Consider the following 17,788-nt stretch of genomic DNA (forward strand, 5'->3'; position numbering starts at 1 on the left):
ATTCTTTCTTTTAATAATTAAAAGTTGCTATTAGTTAGTAGGCGTTGCTGGTGCAGCACCAGAACCTCCTACTTTTTTCTCATAAATTGCTAATTCCCATGGCTTAACTTCTGTAATACCATAAATTTCATTTTTGGTAATTGCCATTTCATCTAACATATCTACGAAATTTTTATATACAGCATCATCCGTAGGCTTAATGATCACCGTAAATTTGGTTTGATCTTTTGCTTTGGCTTTTGCCTGCTCAATTACTTTTGTAATTCCATTTCTATCAAAAGTTGTTTCCTGTAAGGTCTGATCATTCAATCCTGCTTGGTCTAACTGATGATAAAAAATTCTATTGTCTTTCCCTATAATTAATGATATAGAGTTTGATAAATCAATTTCTGTTTTCGGATCTACTTGCTTGTCTTTCGGTTTTGCCGGAAGTCCTAAATCCATCACATTTGGTTTGTTAAAAGTGGTCACTAACATAAAGAAAGTGATCAAAAGAAACGCCAAATCAACCATAGGTGTTAAATCTACGTGGGGCACCTGTTTTTTGGAGCGTACTTTTCCGCCTTTTGCGCCACTGTCTTTTACTTGTACTTCTGCCATTTCTTAATTATTGTGCCGTTTCTTGACTTGTTATTAACCAGAACTTCAAGAAATCAATGTCTCTTAATCCTTCAAATAATGATTTAACTTTAGGATACTTTGTTTGAACGTCACCCTTAATTGCTAATTTGTAATCCGGATTAACGGTTAAACTTTGCTGTACCCAATCAATTAATTCCTTTTTTGTACTGTCCATAGGAATTCCGTTTGGACTTTTATAAGCTTTACGATCTTCATCAGATAGGTCTAAAAATCCTTTCAGTTGATTCATTGGAACCCCGATTGACTGAGCGTTAGAAAAAGCAACTTTCTCTTTATCAGTAAACGTCATTCCATACTTCTTTCCCATTGCATCTAACAAAGCTATTCTTTCGGTTCCATTTTCCACCGGTGTGAAATAAAATTTCCCGTCAGTGGTAGCTAAAATAGTCATTAAACTTCCGTCTGGAAGAAGCTTCTCTGAAATAGAAGATGGCGTGGTTATGGTCTCGATATCCGGTTTAGCAAATTGAGCCGTGAGGATAAAGAATGTAAGGAGTAGAAATGACACATCGGTCATGGCCGTCATATCTACCCTTATATTATGTCTTTTTGGTTTGACTCTCGCCATTGTAAATTATTTTTTATTAAACTTCAGTTTTGTGAAATACATTCTTAATTAAATGATTTCCAATCAAGGGAGAATTCTTAGTGGAATTCTGCAAATGACTGCTGAATTGACATTGCGATTTCGTCAATTTTGAACGTTAATCCGTCAATCTTAGAAGTAAAATAGTTATAAAGAATAATTGCAACAGCAGATGTACCAATACCTAAAGCAGTATTTACTAACGCCTCAGAAATACCAATTGATAATGCAGCAGAATCCGGAGTTCCTCCTCCTGAACCTAATGCGCTAAATGCCTTGATCATCCCGATTACTGTTCCAAGTAGAGCTACCAACGTGGCAACAGTACCTAAAGTGGAAAGAATCATCATATTTTTTTCTAACATTGGCATCTCCAAAGTTGTTGCTTCTTCGATTGATTTGTTTAGAGCAACCATTTTCTGCTCTTTATTCATTGTAGTATCATGCGCCAATGCTTTGTAGGTAGTTAAACCTTCTCTTACCACATTTCCTACTGAACCTTCTTGTCTGTCACATTCTTCAATTGCTTCATCAATTTTATTCTGATTAAGTAATCTTCTTACGTTTAAAACAAAACTATCTACATTTCCTTTTCCGGAAGCTTTCTTTAAAGCTAAAGCTCTTTCAATAGAGAATACGATCACGATGATCATAAATGAAATAAGAATTGGTACAATTGGACCCCCCATGTAAATAACACCCATAAAACCATCTCCCGGATGCAATTCTTTGGTCTCTAAACCGGAAAATGCAACTGATGAAAGACCGTTAAGCCTTGGATCTGCTTTAAAATTCCCTGGATTACCCAAGACAAATAGATAAATTGCAATACCTATCAAGATAAGAATAGGAATAATTAACGCAGGATTCAATCCTCCTACTTTTTTAGCAACTACTTGCTCCTCGTTGTTTGAAACATTCATTTCCATACTAAACTAAATTATAATTGTTATTTTTTTAATTTTTCGATTTGTAAAATAAAGTCAAAATATTTAATCCCACAAGTCTTTCAAAACTATTACTCCTAATTTTTATTAACGTTATGATTCGTTAACATTACAGAATCGGTAAAATATGAAATATATTTTGATGATAATTTCGGCTTTTAAAAACTGCGTTAAAAATTCAGAAATATAATAGACCTATTTTTACGATTACCTACGGATAAAGATTTTTCGACCTCTTCTTTAAAAAACAATATTAATGATTTTTTTCGGGACTATGATTACTTTCCTTGGCGTATTTCCTGCAAGGTGATCGATTACACGCTGGTCCTTCATCGCAATTTCTTCAATTTGGTCTGCCGACAAGTCGGAACTTAAGGCCATTTTAAATTTCATCTTTCCGTTGAAACTTACGGGGTACTGCACCTCATCCTCAACAAGATACTTCGCCTCAAACACCGGGAATTTTTCAAACTCGATGGTGGTTCGATGGCCCAATTCTCTCCACAATTCCTCGGAGATATGAGGCGCATACGGAGAGACTAAAACAGCAAGAGGTTCCAGAATTTTCCTTTTGTTCGTTTTCAGCTTTTGAAATTCATTTACAGCGATCATAAACTGAGAAACGGAGGTATTAAAAGAGAAATTTTCAATATCATAACCTACCTTCTTAATCAAAGTATGTAAGATTTTGTATTCTTCCTTTGTTGGTTCTTCCTCAGAAATATGTAAAGATTCACCGTCATAAAAAAGATTATAGAATTTCTTTAAAAACCCATAAACTCCACTTAAGCCTTGTGTATTCCAGGGTTTACTTTGTTCTAATGGTCCTAAAAACATTTCATACAAACGCAGACAATCTGCTCCATATTCCTCACAAATATCATCCGGATTTACCACATTGTATTTGGACTTCGACATTTTTTCGACCTCTCGTTCGCAAATATACTTTCCGTCTTCTAAAATAAATTCTGCATCAGCATATTCTGAACGCCAACTTTTAAATTTATCCGTGTCCAATTCATCAGAAGTTCCTTTTAATAAAGAGACATCAACGTGGATTTTTTGTAAATCTGAATATTCTAAAGCTTTAATTAAGTCATTTCCATATTTATCAATTAAACTAGAAGGAATTAAATTTTTATATGAATCTACACCTTCTTCCCACTGCTTATAAGAGATGAATATATTTGGCAATTTGAAGTCTCTATATTCATTTAATTCTTTATCAAAGATTCCGGTATTACAAACAGGACGATAAACAAACGCACTCATCCCCAAAATCATCCCCTGATTGATCAGTTTCTTGAAAGGTTCCTCGTGATTGGTTAAGCCCAGATCCTTCAGAAACATATTCCAAAATCTGGAATACAACAAATGTCCCGTTGCATGTTCGCTGCCGCCAATATATAAATCCACCTGACCCCAATAATCCGAAAGACTTTTATCTACGGGAAATTCCGTATTGTGAGGATCCATGTAGCGCAGAAAATACCAGGAGCTTCCGGCCCAGCCGGGCATGGTGGAAAGTTCGAGGGGGAAAACGTTCACATGATCGATCAGATCTGTAGAAACAACTTTTTCGTTGATTATATCCCACGCGAAAGTTTTTGCATTTCCTAACGGCGGATCGCCATCTTCGGTGGGTAGGTATTTTTCCACTTCCGGCAGTTCCAAAGGAAGCGAAGAAAGCGGAAGCGAATACGGCATGCCGTTTTTATAGTAAATCGGAACAGGTTCGCCCCAATATCGCTGGCGGGAAAATATCGCATCGCGCTGTCTGTAATTGGTAGTTCCATGACCAATGCCGCGGTTTTCGATCTCATCGATTATTTTTGTTTTTGCATCGGTATAATTCAGTCCGTTCAAAAATTCCGAATTCACACACACCGAATCCTTCGAGTCAAAAGATTCTTCCTGAATATCTTTCTCATTATCGATGACATTGATAATAGGCAAATTAAATTTTTTCGCAAAGCGGTGATCCCGCTCGTCATGCGCCGGGACAGCCATCACCGCGCCGGTTCCATAACCCATCAAAACATAATCTGAAATATAGATCGGCATTTGTTCCTCCGTGAAAGGATTTAACGCATACGCTCCCGTAAAAGCACCGCTAACATTTTTAACGTCGGACATGCGGTCTCTTTCCGTCTTTTTCGATGTTTGTTCAATGTAATTTTCGACTTCGGATTTTTGTGTCTCGGTCGTCAAATTTTCCACCAAGGGATTTTCCGGTGCGAGAACCATAAAGGTGGCGCCAAAAATCGTATCGGGGCGGGTGGTGAAGACAGAAATCCTCACCCCAACCCTCTCCAAAGGAGAGGGAGTTAGAGTGTTTTCTAAATGATGGTTAATTTGTTCTAAAACAGAGCCCGTATTTTTTTCCACTTCTTTATTGGAAAAACGAAGCAATTTAAAGCCATAAAGCTCTAAATACTGTGCTCTTAAATCATCAGCGTTTTTTTTAGTCTGTTCTTGATGAGATCCTCCGTCAACTTCGATCACCAATTTTTTCTCTATACAAACGAAATCCGCAATGTAATCTGCAATGATATGCTGTCGTCGAAATTTATAACCAAGATTTCTGTTTCTTAACGACCGCCATAAAATATCTTCAGCTTTTGTAGGTTCTTTCCGCATCCCTTTCGCATACTGCAGCAGAACTTTAGAATGGTCACCTCCTGTCAAAAATTGAGGCTTCGAGTGTGTTTCTGAAGCGGCCCCCTCTCCTTTGGAGAGGGTTGGGGTGAGGACCTCAAAAGAAACCTGCGCTCCCTGAGATTTCCCGATCCAGTATTCCTGCGCATCTTTCAGCGGCTGCGGCCAGTCTAAGGTCTGAAGACCCTGCAATAATCTTTCGGAATAAGCAGTAATTCTCATGCTCCACTGCATCATTTTTTTCTGAAAAACAGGAAATCCGCCGCGTTCAGATTTTCCGTCTTTCACCTCATCATTCGCCAAAACAGTTCCTAATCCTGGACACCAGTTTACGGTAGTTTCAGCTCTGTAAGCCATACGGTAGTTCAGTAAAATGTCCTGTTGATCGGCTTCTGAAGCAGTGCTCCACTCCTCCGCGCTGAAACGGAGCGGTTCATTTTGGGAAGCGGATAGCTGATCCGTTCCATGATCTCTGAAATGCTGAATTAAAGTATGAATAGGTTCCGCGCTGTCCGTCGCTTTGTTGTACCAGGAATGGAAGAGCTGCACAAAAATCCATTGCGTCCATTTGTAATAGGCGGGATCGGAAGTTCTTACTTCACGGCTCCAGTCGAACGAAAAGCCAATTTTTCGCAACTGTTCTTCATACCGCGTGATATTAGCTTCCGTGGTAATCGCGGGGTGCGTGCCGGTTTGAATGGCATATTGTTCTGCCGGCAAACCAAAAGAATCGTAGCCGATGGGATGCAACACATTGAAACCTTCGTGACGTTTGTATCTCGCATAAATGTCGGAAGCGATGTATCCCAAAGGATGTCCCACGTGCAACCCCGCTCCCGACGGATATGGGAACATATCTAAAACATAAAACTTAGGCTTATCGGTGGTGTTCGGCGTTTTATAGGTCTGATTTTCTTTCCAGAATTTTTGCCACTTTTTTTCGATCGATTGATGGTCGTAAAACATTATTTAAATTGTATTTCCGTTAAATCTGCCCTGTATTCAAAACAGATGAATAATTGACAAATTTAAGGTTTTGAAATGAAAAAATCCTCACTAAAACAAGCGAGGATGATTTTGACTGTTCTCAGCCTGAAAAAGCCGATTTTAAATGCAGTTAATCTTTCGTTCTGCGGGCATAAAAAGTAGTTTTCACCTGCACGTTTGTTTCTCCCTGGAAATCATAATTTCCTACCAATTCATAAACCAGTTCCGAAGGTGTTAGTTTTACAACGCTGCCGGATTGGCTTGTACCGTCTTCATTTGTAATGGTTAAAATATTAGAATTGGTGTCATAAGTGTATGTAAAATTTGTTTCGTCCTGTAGGAAACAAGCATCATTCACATCGGCGTAGGTCTTGGAACTTCCTGTATTATTGTCGCTGAACGTGATGCGTCCTTTTTGCTGACAAGTGCTAAACTCGGTGGGTTGATCATAGGCTCCGGTCGTTAAGGTGGCTTTCTGATTTAGACGGTAAGGCTGCCATATTCCCACCAAATTCGGGTCTTCCATATTGTTGTTTTTATCGTCGTCGAGTCGGCAGGATTGTAAGGATACTGTTACAAATAAAAGTAAAATCGGCAAAAGCCAGACGAATGTTCCCGAAAGTCTGCTTTTGCGTCCCAATAATTTTTGGATTTGTGATTTCATAACTTTATTTTTTAGATTATGTTAAACCTTTTCAAGTTCTATGCCATAAATAGCAATAAGATATTTCAGATTTATATCTTTGTGCAAATGCCGTTCGATGCCCGAAATTTCTATTATTACGCCCTGTTTTAATTCATCTCCTTTTTTGGAAGAAACAATCCTGTCTGTTCTGCGTCAAAGCTTTACGGATTGGGAATGGCTCATCACGGACGATAATTCTACCGATAATTCCGTAGAAATCATCAAAAAAATCGATGACCCGCGAATCATTCTTTCTGTTCTGGACAAGAATCAGGGCGCCGGCAATGCGCGAAATAAATCTTTGGAAAAAGCCACCGGAAAATATATCACCTTTTTGGATGCTGATGATTTTTGGGAAGCCAATTTTCTGGACGAAATGATTGCTTTCATGAAAAAAGAAAACGCCGAACTCGCCTACTCCAATTATGCGAGGTGCGACGAAAATTTAACACCGAAAATCGCAGACTTTAAAGCAGATAAAGAAGTCACTTTCGATAACCTGTTAAAGACCTGCCGCCTTTCTTTGCTGAGTTCCATGTACGATTCGGAAAGGGTTGGCAAAGAATTTTTCCCTGCGGGAAGCAAACGTGAAGATCATGTGATGTGGCTTAATCTGCTGAAGAAAATTCCCGTGGGAAAACCGCTGCCCAAAACCATGGCGAAATACCGCATGCACGCAACAAGTGTTTCCCGCAGGAAAACGAATATTATGAAAGATCAATACCTTGTTTATAAAGATTATATGAAATTTTCAACTATAAAATCCTGGTATTACACGGGAAACTGGGCGCTGAATGGCTTTATGAAATACTCAAAAATTTTTAACTGATGGAATATTCGAAAGAATTTAAGGCTGCAATTTCCAATTTCACGTCGCAGGAAAAAGATAAACTCATCATTCGCCTCCTCAAAAAAGACCGTATTTTATCGCACCGGCTTTATTTTGAATTGATCGATGAGGAAACGGAAGACGACAAACGCAGCCAGATGGAAACTATTGTCAAAAATGAAGTGGAAACAGCGGCAAAAAGATACGGACGAACCAAATATTTTCTGCCAAACATTCGAAAGATCAGTGCAAAAATTACCGAGCATGTAAAGATAACGACAGATAAATTTGGCGAAGTTTCTTTAACCTTACTTCTGATTGCTGAAGTTTTAAAAAACATGCCTAAAACCGGCGACCATTACAAACTGTACATTTATCTCCTCAACAAAATTTACAGGTCGTTCATTTTAACGAGAAAACTTGATCCGGATTATTACCTCGAACTGAAAGAGGATTACAAAGCGGTGCACGACCTCATCATGGACAATAAAAGACTGGAAGATCTCACCCTGCACAACGGAATATTTTTGAGTTGGTTTAAACCCGATAACATTCCGGAGCACATCGACCGGATATTAAAAGACGTTAAAGCAGAAGGATTGTTGCGTTAAGTTTGGACAAAAAAATGTCTTCTAAACGCCTTTGGAGATTTGATCGACGATAAACTGGGAAGCATTTGGCTGTTCATCGATAAAACGCCGTGCATTTTCGCCCATTTTCTTTAAAACAGCCGGATCGTTCAGCAAACCTAAAATATAGGGCGCCGCAAAGAACTCGTCTTCAAAAGATTTTCCGCCATTGCGCGCTATCAGTTCGTCGGCCTCGGGATTTTTGGTGTACTGATTTCCGAAAATAACGGGTATTCCGTAATTAGCTGCTTCTAAAACATTGTGAAGTCCTTTCGAATGAAAACCTCCGCCAACAATGGCCAGATCAGCATAAGAATACAGTTTCGACAGCAAACCGATACAGTCGATAATTAAAACTTTCGGATTAAAAAAGTGGCTTTGCTGGCCCTGCGATATTTGCGAATACAGAAGCGCACGCGGAAATATTGTCTTTAAGTGCGCAACCCGCTTCAAATCGTGTGGCGCGATGATTAACTTTACCTCCCTGTTTTTCGAGGCGATAATTTCTGCCAACCGTTCTTCCGATTCCCAGGAACTGCCGAAAACGATGGTTTGCTCATCCTGTTTAAAATCATCGATAAATTCGACAAAACGATCGTTTTCGCGGAGTTGCTTTACGCGGTCGTACCTCGTATCTCCGGACGTGGAAGAATTTTTCAGTCCAATTCCTTTCGCCAAAGCGGTAGAATGTTTTGTTTGATGAAAAAACCAGTCGACATTTTTCTTTAACTGACTTACATTCCACTTTCCGTAAGCTTTAAAGAAGATCTGCGTTTCATAAAAAAGTGCGGAAACTACGTAAACTTTTGCGCCCTGTTTCTTCAAATCCTCTAAAAGATGATACCAATAATCGTATTTAACCGTGAAAAACAGCTCGGTCTTAAAGTTCATCGTAAATTCCTCAACCCACTTTTCGGTATCGAAAGGCAGATAACAGACCACGTCGGCAATTGTATTTTTTTTATGACCTGATCATACCCCGACGGCGAAAAAAAGGTAAGGAGAATCTTGTGCTGCGGAAATTTTTCTTTCAGCTTTTCCAAAACGGGAAGTCCCTGTTCGTATTCGCCTAAACTCGCAGCGTGCATCCAAATGACTTTATCAGTGGGCGAAAATTTTGCTTTCACCAGACCGCAGCTTTGCCGTCTTCCCGCCAGACCTTTCTTTAATTTGTAGTTGAAAACCGCACCCACTCTCATGGCAGCGATCATTAAACGGATAAAAAGATTGTATAAAGAAATCATGCAGAAATTTTTACTTAAAACACACTTCGCAAAAAGCGCAACTTGTGCGTGTGCTGATTCAAATCTCTATTGAAAATACCAGTGGAGTCCAGCAGATCGATGCGCACTTTTCCGTGAGCGTGAATGATTTCTTCCTGGTTCAACAGCAGTCCAACATGCGTTATAATGCCCTCCGAATCTTCAAAAAAAGCCAGATCGCCGGGTTTGCTTTCCTCCACAAAACTCAAAACATGTCCAATTTCCGCCTGCTGTGCAGAATCCCGCGGTAAAGCAATGCCGTGAATTTTATAGATCAACTGCACAAAACCGCTGCAGTCGACTCCGAAAAAACTTCGGCCGCTCCACAGATAAGGCACATTCAGAAAAAGCTGGGCTGTTTCGCCGATATTTTCAGATGTGGGCGCGTTCAGTTCTTTTTTATTTCCCGTGGCGAGCTCGCTTCCCAAAGAAAGCAGCGTTTTGCCTTCCACCAGATCATAAAATCCAACCGTATTTGTAAGTATGTTTGTCGTTCTGTGTGCAAAATCTTCAGCGGAAATTTCTGTGATTTGATTCGTGGAAATCCAACCTTCATACGCATCGAAGTCCGCTTTTATTTTCGCAAAACTGCCCTGAATTTTTATATAGTCAAAAGTTTCTCCATACAGAAGTTGGGACGTCATTTCGGACTGATGCGAATTCTCTGCACGAAGCGGTGCGACTGAAACTGTACAAATTCCTTTATTCATTCTGTGGTCTGAAGATTATCTTTTCCGGATTAAATTAACGCCGTCGCGCAAAGGTAAAATAAGATTTTCGAAATCCTCATCTTTTGCCACCGAATCGTTAAGTTCCTGTATTTTCTGCGTGGAAATCTGCTTTGAATTTTCGTCCAAAACCTTTCCGTACCACAGCACATTATCAAATAAAATAACAGAGCCGGATTTTATTTTGGGCTTGATGAGTTTAAAATATTCCGGATAATTTTCTTTGTCCGCATCGATGAATACGAGATCGAAAATTTCTTCGGTTTCCTCCAAAAAAGTTTTCGCATCTTTCATCTGAAAATCGATTTGGGTGGCAAACTCGCTTTCTCTAAAATACTTTCGGGGCAAATAAGCCAACTCTTCGTTCACATCCAAAGTCGTGATCTTTCCCTCTTTCGATAAACCTTCTGCCAGACATAAAGTAGCGTAACCCGTGAAAGTTCCTATTTCCAGAATGTTTTTGGGCTGCGTCATTTTCGAAATGATCGTCAGCAATCGTCCCTGCTGATATCCGGAAATCATGTGTGGCTGCGTGGTTTTTTGAAAAGTTTCTCTGCGGAGTCTTTTCAAAATATCAGGTTCTGCGGACGCGCGATTTTCGAGGTACCGATCCATTTCCGGGCATTGCTCTTCAAAAAAACTCATGGACTTCTATTTTCAGTCAAATTTAAACATTTTTAAAAGAAAAGCGCTGTTGGAACTTAATGCTCCAACAGCGCTGCCTATAGTATTAAAGAATATGTGCTTAGTTTTTCACCGGTGCAATATCCATCAATTTCATAAATTCATCAAGTTTTGGCATGATGATGATTTCTGTTCTTCTGTTTTCCGCTCTTCCGGAAACTGAAGCGTTCGTCGTTTTCGGGTTGTACTCGCTACGTCCGCCCGCGGTAATTCTGGAAGGATTCACACCGAATTTGGTCTGCAGAATTTTCGCCATCGATGTTGCTCTCAAGGCAGAAAGATCCCAGTTGTCTTTTGGTAAAGTATTGGAATTCAAAGGAACATTATCGGTGTTTCCTTCGATCAATACGGAATACGTATCATAATCGTTGATTACTTTCGCAACTTTTCCTAAAACATCCTGCGCTGCAGGTAAAACATTGTAATCTCCCGTTTTGTACAACATATTGTCGGATAGAGAAATTAAAACCACTCCTTTCAAAACTTTCACCTGAACATCGTTATCTGCGATGTTATCCAAAGAACGTTTCAACTTGTTGGATAAAGCCAAATTCAAACTGTCGTTTTTCGAATTTGTAGAAATCAGTTGTTTGATGTATTTGTTGGACGAGTTAATTTCGCCAATTAACTTATCGATATTGGCAGAACCTTTTCCGCTGTTGGATAAACAGGCATCAAGCGAGGTTTTCAGCGCATCGTTTTGGCCTTTCAGCAAAGCGTTTTCGCTCGCAAGACCTGAATTCACGCCTTTTAAATCCTGAATTTCACGTTGTCTTTCGCCAACATTGGTGATACACTGGTTGTAGTTTTCGTTCAGCGCGTCAAACTTTTTCTGGCTCACGCAGGAGGTCAGCAGGACTGCCGTTCCCAAAATTGCTCCGATTTTTCCTATGTTCATAATATTCTATTTATTCAGCCAAAAATAGGGAAACGATTTTGAACAGAAGAATTATCTTTGCTAAATGTATCTTAAAAAACCTAAAAATTGCTAAACAACAGGACTTTTCAGCAATCTCTGGCGCAACTTCAGCCATCGTTCCGTGAAGAAAAATTTCTGCTTGCTGTAAGCGGAGGCGCCGATTCGATGGTATTGTTACACTTATTTAAAGCGACAAATTTAAATTTTGAAGTTGCGCACGTTAATTATAAGTTACGCGGAGATGATTCCGAGGAAGATGAAGAGCTCGTGCGGAGAATCTCTAAAAAAAACAAGATTCCCTTTCATCTTTACAAAGTTTCAGACAACGAGGAAAAACCCGAAAACTCCATCCAAGAATGGGCAAGAGATCTGCGGTATCGATTTTTCAGAAAAATTCAGCGAGAAGAAAAGCTGAAGTTTCTAGTCTCCGCCCATCATTTAAATGACGAGCTGGAAACCTTTATAATCAATCTTTCAAAAGCCGCGGGGATTAAAGGTTTAAGCGGAATTCCGGCGAACGACAATAACATTTTGCGTCCGCTTCTGCGTTTTTCTAAGGAAGAAATTTACGCGTTTGCGAAGGAAAACAAAATTGAATTTCGCGAAGATGCTTCCAACCAAAAGAGCGATTATTTGCGCAACAGGATCCGAAACGAGATCGTGCCGTCGCTGACGGAAATCAACGAAAATTTTTTAGAAAATTTCGCGAAAAGCCTCTCCTATTTGAATCAAACCAAAGAATTTGTTCAGGAAAAAATCTTGGCGATCGAAAATGACATCATTAAACCAAAAGACGACAGTTTCCTTATTCAAAAGAAAAACTTCCTTAGTCAAAGCGATTTTGTGCAGTTCGAAATCCTGCGCAAATTTGGCTTTAACAGTTTGGAAGAAATCAACAAGATTAAAGAAGCCGAAACAGGCAAAATTTTTATCAGCCGCGATTGGCAAATCCTCATCGATCGCGAAATCGTATGTCTTAAAAGATTAAATAATACCGGTGGAAAAGATTCTGTAAAAGAAGTTGTTTTAACGGTAAATGAAGCCCATCAAATTGTTTTCCCGGAAGAACAGAAAACCGAAATCGAAGTCTTGGGAACCTGTACGTGGAAAATTGATGCCGATAAAGTTCAGTTTCCGTTAAAATTACGGCGAAAAAAAACTGGCGACCTTTTTTATCCCCGCGGCATGAAGGGCCGGAAAAAAATTTCGAAGTTTTTTAAGGATGAAAAAATCCCTATTTTTGCGCAGCAAAAAATTTGGCTCCTTTGCGACGCGCAGGATGAAGTTTTAGGAATTCTTCCCTTTCGTCAGGACCGAAGGTTTGCAGCAGATCAAAAAACTGCACAGGTTATCAGAGTAAAATTATAGCGTTCTATTTGGACCAACGCTCAAAAAGAAAAGTAAAAATGAAATTCAAAAACTGGCTTATCCTTCTTGTTCTCTTTCTCTTTCAGGGAATTACGGCGCAAATTAAAGATCCCGTTAAATTCAAGTATAACATCAATTCGCTGCCGAATAACGAATATGAAGCCGTTTTAACGGCGACCATCGAGAAGGACTGGCATATTTATTCGAAAGATCTGCCGCCGGATTCCGGCATTCCAACTGAAATGAAACTCACGTCCAAAGAAGGCATTGACCTCATTGGAAAGGTGCTGGAAGTAGGAAAGAAACACGATGAGTTCTCGGAAGCATTCGGTGCGCAGATCGTTTACTATTCGGATCTGGTCCAGTTTAAACAGAAATTCAAACTTAAAAATAACGCAAAAGCAGCAAATGTTACGGCTGAAATAACGTATCAAACCTGTAACGACCGCGTTTGTCTGGCGCCGAATACGTTGGAATTTGAGCAGAAAGTGAGCGCCGCCGCATCGGCTCCTGTAACTTCAGAAGAAAACACCGCTGCGGAAAACATCGCTCCAACTTCAGATAGTGCAATGTCTTCTGCAGCACCGGAAAATGTGAATTCTGTTTCCGCTGCTGCGCCAAAACAGGAAGGTCTGAAAGTCGCATCTTTGGATTTCGCCAGCCCCCAAACGGATTGTGGCATTGTACAGGAGCAAAATTCCGAAAATCTTTGGATGTACCTGCTTCTCGGCTTTTTCGGCGGGTTGATCGCGTTGCTCACGCCTTGCGTTTTCCCCATGATTCCGTTAACGGTTTCTTTCTTTACGAAAGGTTCCACCGACAAAGCAAAAGGGAAAAGAGACGCCATTATTTATGGTTTTTTCATCCTTTTAATCTTTGTTTTGCTCAGCGTTCCCTTCCATATTATCGATGGAATTGCGGGGAATATTTTTAATGAGATCTCCACAAGCGTCTGGCTGAACATCACCTTCTTTATCATCTTTATATTTTTTGCGGGAAGCTTTTTTGGATATTACGACATCACCTTGCCGAGTTCCATCGCGAATAAATCGTCGCGCGCCGAAGATGCGGGCGGAATTATCGGAATTTTCTTCATGGCGTTAACTTTGGTTATCGTTTCTTTCTCGTGTACGGGCCCAATTTTAGGAAGTTTGTTAGGAAGCGCCGTCACGGGATCTTCCAATGTTCCGATGTTGTTGACGTTCGCTTTGGCAGGATTTGGCTTAAGCTGGGCCATTGTTTTTGGCTTGCTCGCTTTATTTCCGCAGGCTTTGCAAAGTTTACCGAAATCCGGTGGCTGGATGAATACAGTGAAAGTAGTTTTAGGATTCATTGAACTGGGATTAGCACTGAAATTTTTGTCGAAAGCCGATCTGGTGTCGAAAACATTTTTCCTGAAAAGAGAACTGTTTATCGTGATCTGGATTCTAATTTCTATCGCCTTGGTGCTTTATTTATTCGGAAAAATCAGATTTCCGCACGATGATAAAAAAGCTAAAATTTCTTTAACGAGAAAAATAGTGGGCGTCCTCGGAATTGGGTTTGTAATTTATCTTATTCAGGGACTATTTCCCGCAGAACGCCCGAAACTGCAATATTTAAGTGGCATTTTGCCGCCCATCAACGTGAGTTATCTGCACGACGAAAAAGATGGAATTTTAGGAATGCATCCGGCGCATGATTATTTCGAAGCCATCGAACTGGCGAAAAAAGAAAATAAACCTGTCCTTATCGACTTCACGGGATATGGTTGCGAAAACTGCCGGAAAATGGAAGAATTCGTCTGGAGCGAACCCGACATTCTGCCGATCTTACAAAACGAAATTATCCTGGCGTCTCTTTACGTTGATGATAAAGAAGCCCTGCCGGAAAGCGAGCAAACGTCGATCGACATGGGGAACGGGCAGAAAAAAAGATCAAAACAATTGGTGATAAATGGAGTTTGTTCCAGCAGATTAATTTTAATAATAATTCGCAGCCGCATTATGTTTTGGTTTCTCCAGAGGGAAAAGTGATCAACAGACCGGTTTCGGGCTATATGCCGAAAGAGGATTTCAAAAGCTTTCTGGAATGCGGAATCAGCTTTTTCAAGACGAAGAGATGATAAATGCTTCGAGACTTGACTTTCTATTTTAATAAAAAATAACCAACGATTTGCCGTTGGTTATTTTTTTGGGAGAATAACTTTCCTTTATTCTAGCCCGGATCGCAGCGGAAATCCTTTTTTTGCGCAAGCAAAAAAGATTGCAGCGGAGAGCCGGAGGATCTGTCGAGAGAGCAGAAAATTTGGCGCTCCTCAAAAAAGAATTAGTTTACGGGCACGCTGTTGAAACCTACGGAGGCTTTCAGCGATATATCTGAAGTCGGCGACTGTTTCAAGACATAAACTATTTTTGCCTGTACAGCACCGGATTTCATCATGTTGTCGAGTTTCTGAGAGGTGTTAACATCCATAGAAAGCGAATTTCCCACGTTATCGGGAATAGACTCCCGCGAGGCGACCAAAACCTGATTGCTGCCGTTGTTGGAGAGATAAACTTTCACCGATTTGAAAACGCCCATACTGGTATCAGATCCAACCGATAACGTCGCGTTAGAAACCGTAATATCTTTTACATTCGCACCGGATCCGGTTAACTGATTCACACTTTGCGCAGCCGAAACACTGGAAAGCTCAATATTTGCTGGCGAACCGGCAGCTACCAAAACGGTGGCGTTGTACGGAAATGTATTTTGTAAAATGGAGGATACGGTGGAGCAACTTGCCAGAGTTGCCGTGGCAACGACTGCGGAGAAGAATAAATTTTTCATAATCTTAAATTTTAATTGAAAAGGTTACATTCAGATATTGTACCAACTGAATTAATTAACACAAGATTAACTTTTGGTTTACCCGTGTAGACAGGGTTTCGCAGGGAAATAGATTTGAACGGATCAGCTCGAAAACTACCTTTATCGGAGGTTAACCGTGAATTTTCCTGTGGTTTCGCCCGAAGCCATATTGCTTTTCCCGACCAGCAACCAGATCTCTCCGTTTTCCTTGATTTCATACGTGATGTCGCGGCCAAAGGGTCCGTCGTAATCACCGTTTGCCAACTTAATCTGGGTGAAACGGATGTTCATTTTGGCGTTTTCGGGCACGATGGTTCCGGAGATTTTAGGACCTTTGAAATTCTTGATTTTCAAGATCAGTTGCTGGTCAGCCTTCGTAAATTCGTCTGTGATTTTCAGGGGCAGCATATCGCCGTTGAGGGTTTTGATGATTTTATTTCCGTCGACGGCGCGGAATGTCTGCGAAATTTCCTTTGAATTTTGAACACTGTCTATGGAAAGTACGCCTTCACGGACGGAATCTCTGGAGTGTTCGACCACGTTTTTATCAATGGCTTCGGTGGAATCGCTGTTGGCTGCGGTTTTCGCGACCACTTCCTTTTTCGTGCAGGAAAATAAAAGAACGGGAATCAGCAAAAATAATTTTTTCATTTTAGGGAATTTTTAAGGTTTGGTTATAGAGATTTTCGGACAGAAAAGTTCCGTATTTGGGTTCTCTTGCGCGAAAATTCAAATCGATTTTATCGGGGAATTTTTGCCTTAAAATCTCATCGTTAAAATTAAAAGTGGAAAGGAAATCGTAAGTTCCTTTGCCGGCGTCGAGGTTATAACGCGTCGCAATTCCACCCCAATTTATAAAACTGCAAACCAAAACTGTTCCATAGAAATACCAAATCATGTGGTTAAAAAGAAAAGCGTTTGTTTTTTGGCGTTGAATTTTTAAAAAAGTAACTATTAAGCCAATCACGCATAAAATAAGAAAGGCATACACGCCCAAACGTTTGTACGTAACGCCCAGCTTCAAAATATATTCGGCGTTTTTGGCGGCGGCGGAAAGCACGAGGATGATGTTCATGGCGATCCAGATTTTAGCCAGAATTTTCAGTAGTCCCGCCTTTTCATCAAAATTGAAATTACCTTTAAAGTAAAAAAGGATGACAACGATGGCCATGATGATCGAAAGAATGACGGCGTTTACACGTTCATGGGTTTCAGCAGAAAGCTGATTTGGTGTTTTTGCAACCTCGACAAACTGTTCATAGTTAAAAGTGAGAATGAAAATAAAAAGCAGAACGTTCAGAATAAACAGAGAAATAATTCCGCTTTTCCGCTCTGCATCTGCCGGTAGAAAAGCATAAGTGGAAGAGCGAATTTTGTCTTCGTTCACGAAGTCGTTTTTTAAATGATGGTTCGCCGTAAAGATAAAGCGGTAAATTTTAAAATTCCAGAAGTTGAAACCCAGAAAAAATCCCGCAAGGCCGATACCGAGAAACTGCCAAAAATCAAAATCGAATTCGAAAGCGGTGAAAAGGTTTGAAAAATGGTCGCTGCCGAGGGAATAAATCCCGAAGAAGATGAGAAGAAAGAGGACGGGAATCAAGACAACCGAAACAAATTTCTGGCAGCCTGCGGATGTGGTCGTTTTCGGCAGCCACTCCTGCACCTGAAAAACGCAGTAGATAAACGTGATGAAATTGGTAATAAACACCGGAATCACTAGAATAGATTTTAAATCTCCTTTTTCAGACAGGAAAGCGAGCAGAAAAAGAGAAGTCAAAACGGCGACCAGAGAGACCAAGTCGCCATAATACGCAAAGGCAAAACTGGATAAAATGCTCAGCGCAAAAACGGCGAAAAAAGATTTTGTCCGGCGTTCATTCCATGTTTTAAAAAACGTAAGCACCGTGTAAACGACACCCAGAATTCCAACATTAATGCCGGGCGTTTCGCCGTAGAACAGCGTAATAAACAGGACGGTTGAGAGCAGGATTAAATGGTATTTTTTCATGATGTTTTATTTAAGGTTTCAGAA

At 40.2% G+C, this 17,788-nt stretch carries 15 protein-coding genes and 1 pseudogene; 4 read left to right on the top strand and 12 right to left on the bottom strand.

The window, feature by feature from the left end; all coding sequences use genetic code 11:
- Positions 1 to 30: 30 nt before the first annotated feature.
- The 5 genes from L0B70_RS04245 to L0B70_RS04265 form a co-directional block, all read right to left on the bottom strand.
- Entirely contained in the window at positions 31 to 600 is a 570-nt protein-coding gene (locus L0B70_RS04245; RefSeq protein ID WP_235143052.1) for a biopolymer transporter ExbD, read from the bottom strand.
- A gap of 7 nt (positions 601 to 607) precedes the next feature.
- Positions 608 to 1,210 (bottom strand): biopolymer transporter ExbD, encoded by a 603-nt coding sequence (locus L0B70_RS04250; protein WP_235143053.1) that lies wholly within the window; start codon positions 1,208 to 1,210, stop codon positions 608 to 610.
- Between the two features lie 77 nt (positions 1,211 to 1,287).
- Positions 1,288 to 2,157 (bottom strand): MotA/TolQ/ExbB proton channel family protein, encoded by an 870-nt coding sequence (locus tag L0B70_RS04255; RefSeq protein ID WP_235143054.1) that lies wholly within the window; start codon positions 2,155 to 2,157, stop codon positions 1,288 to 1,290.
- A 258-nt stretch (positions 2,158 to 2,415) separates the two neighbouring features.
- A complete protein-coding gene (locus L0B70_RS04260; RefSeq protein ID WP_235143055.1) occupies positions 2,416 to 5,799 on the bottom strand; it encodes a DUF559 domain-containing protein in 3,384 nt (1,127 codons plus the stop codon).
- Positions 5,800 to 5,950: 151 nt separating this feature from the next.
- Positions 5,951 to 6,484, bottom strand: a complete 534-nt coding sequence (locus tag L0B70_RS04265; RefSeq protein WP_235143056.1) for a lipocalin family protein — start codon at positions 6,482 to 6,484, stop codon at positions 5,951 to 5,953.
- Positions 6,485 to 6,581: 97 nt separating this feature from the next.
- Between L0B70_RS04265 and L0B70_RS04270 the strand changes: the two genes are divergently transcribed.
- Both L0B70_RS04270 and L0B70_RS04275 read left to right on the top strand, forming a co-directional pair.
- A complete protein-coding gene (locus L0B70_RS04270; RefSeq protein ID WP_235143057.1) occupies positions 6,582 to 7,334 on the top strand; it encodes a glycosyltransferase family 2 protein in 753 nt (250 codons plus the stop codon).
- The gene (locus L0B70_RS04275) at positions 7,334 to 7,945 is read left to right on the top strand and encodes a deoxyuridine 5'-triphosphate nucleotidohydrolase (protein WP_235143058.1); all 612 of its coding nucleotides are present in this window, start codon (positions 7,334 to 7,336) and stop codon (positions 7,943 to 7,945) included. Before L0B70_RS04270 ends, L0B70_RS04275 begins: the two co-directional genes overlap by 1 nt.
- 21 nt (positions 7,946 to 7,966) lie before the next feature.
- On the opposite strand, the pseudogene L0B70_RS04280 reads toward L0B70_RS04275, so the two are convergent.
- The 4 genes and pseudogenes from L0B70_RS04280 to L0B70_RS04295 all read right to left on the bottom strand — a co-directional run bounded on the left by L0B70_RS04280 (position 7,967) and on the right by L0B70_RS04295 (position 11,535).
- A pseudogene (locus L0B70_RS04280) lies at positions 7,967 to 9,207 on the bottom strand (3-deoxy-D-manno-octulosonic acid transferase).
- Positions 9,208 to 9,221: 14 nt separating this feature from the next.
- Positions 9,222 to 9,935, bottom strand: coding sequence for a C40 family peptidase (locus L0B70_RS04285; RefSeq protein ID WP_235143059.1), 714 nt, complete (start codon positions 9,933 to 9,935; stop codon positions 9,222 to 9,224).
- Between the two features lie 15 nt (positions 9,936 to 9,950).
- Positions 9,951 to 10,598, bottom strand: coding sequence for an O-methyltransferase (locus tag L0B70_RS04290; RefSeq protein WP_235143060.1), 648 nt, complete (start codon positions 10,596 to 10,598; stop codon positions 9,951 to 9,953).
- A 100-nt stretch (positions 10,599 to 10,698) separates the two neighbouring features.
- Complete coding sequence (locus L0B70_RS04295) at positions 10,699 to 11,535, bottom strand: OmpA family protein (protein WP_235143061.1); 837 nt, start codon at positions 11,533 to 11,535, stop codon at positions 10,699 to 10,701.
- Positions 11,536 to 11,622: 87 nt separating this feature from the next.
- Here L0B70_RS04295 and tilS point away from each other — a divergent pair, with 87 nt between their 5' ends.
- Together tilS and L0B70_RS04305 are read left to right on the top strand one after the other, a co-directional pair.
- Positions 11,623 to 12,924, top strand: coding sequence for a tRNA lysidine(34) synthetase TilS (tilS, locus tag L0B70_RS04300; RefSeq protein ID WP_235143062.1), 1,302 nt, complete (start codon positions 11,623 to 11,625; stop codon positions 12,922 to 12,924).
- A 38-nt stretch (positions 12,925 to 12,962) separates the two neighbouring features.
- Complete coding sequence (locus L0B70_RS04305) at positions 12,963 to 14,939, top strand: protein-disulfide reductase DsbD family protein (RefSeq protein WP_407929697.1); 1,977 nt, start codon at positions 12,963 to 12,965, stop codon at positions 14,937 to 14,939.
- 292 nt (positions 14,940 to 15,231) lie between these two features.
- On the opposite strand, the gene L0B70_RS04310 is transcribed toward L0B70_RS04305, so the two are convergent.
- The 3 genes from L0B70_RS04310 to L0B70_RS04320 form a co-directional block, all read right to left on the bottom strand.
- Positions 15,232 to 15,735 carry a hypothetical protein gene (locus tag L0B70_RS04310; protein WP_235143063.1) on the bottom strand — a complete coding sequence of 168 codons (504 nt, stop codon included), beginning with the start codon at positions 15,733 to 15,735 and terminating at the stop codon, positions 15,232 to 15,234.
- A gap of 141 nt (positions 15,736 to 15,876) precedes the next feature.
- Complete coding sequence (locus L0B70_RS04315) at positions 15,877 to 16,407, bottom strand: hypothetical protein (RefSeq protein WP_235143064.1); 531 nt, start codon at positions 16,405 to 16,407, stop codon at positions 15,877 to 15,879.
- A gap of 1 nt (position 16,408) precedes the next feature.
- Positions 16,409 to 17,764: a DUF4173 domain-containing protein gene (locus L0B70_RS04320; protein ID WP_235143065.1), complete on the bottom strand. Its 1,356-nt coding sequence runs from the start codon at positions 17,762 to 17,764 to the stop codon at positions 16,409 to 16,411.
- Between the last annotated feature and the right edge of the window lie 24 nt (positions 17,765 to 17,788).

Origin of the sequence: Kaistella sp. 97-N-M2 (genome assembly GCF_021513235.1) — a bacterium.
Lineage (GTDB): Bacteria > Bacteroidota > Bacteroidia > Flavobacteriales > Weeksellaceae > Kaistella.